We start from the raw sequence: 675 nt of genomic DNA on the forward strand, positions 1-675 counted from the left end.
AGAATGTTTTAACCACAAATGGCTTGGTAAAGGTAAATGTTAACATTTATCCCTTCTCCAAAGATGGCCGCCGTTTTGGGAATGGCGTTTTCATTGCAAAAATAGACAGGGTTGATTTGCCTTATGAGGGCTGCATGAATAACGAAGGCGTGCCAATGTTCATAAACGCAGACTATACGCGCTACCACGCCGAGCAGAAATTTGGCTGGATGAGAGCTAGCAGCCCAAAGAAGTGATTAAATAGCTAGTGGGGAAGTTGGTGAGGGGTTACCTAATCCCCACTAGTTCCAATTTCAAATTCGCAACAAAAATCCATGCCCTGCATATAGGTTTTTTTCAAAGCAAAATTTTTTGGGAAATTGCGGGCAGGGTATGCCAGTCCCTTGCCAAGCCTAACCTGCGATGTCCATAGCAGAAATTTGTGAAAAGAGTTTGGCATTGAAAACAGATTTTCTGCAAATTTTGCCCCGGCTTCTATCAAAACGTGGTGCATTCCTTTTTTTGTGAAGTTTTGCATCATAAAATTCCAATTTTCCTCAAAAGTCCCGCCGCCGAAATTGCTTTTGCTGAAAATAATCTTTTGCGGGTTTGCCCCTTTTGCATCCCTCACCGTTAATTGCGGGTTGTCGGCACGGAAAGTTCCGCCGCCAACCACAACTGCATCGCAAAAACTCC

The 675-nt window shown here is 43.9% G+C and carries 2 protein-coding genes; one reads left to right on the plus strand and one right to left on the minus strand.

Annotated elements, in window-relative coordinates; all coding sequences use genetic code 11:
* The coding region (locus tag ACYVRA_RS07925) for a hypothetical protein (RefSeq protein ID WP_461252193.1) at nucleotides 1–236 on the plus strand (236 nt) is incomplete at its 5' end.
* 35 nt (nucleotides 237–271) lie between these two features.
* Here the strand turns inward: ACYVRA_RS07925 and ACYVRA_RS07930 are convergent.
* Nucleotides 272–675: dihydrofolate reductase family protein (locus ACYVRA_RS07930; RefSeq protein WP_461252194.1), on the minus strand; the 404-nt coding region annotated here is incomplete at its 5' end.

This window comes from Treponema sp. R8-4-B8 (genome assembly GCF_054786175.1).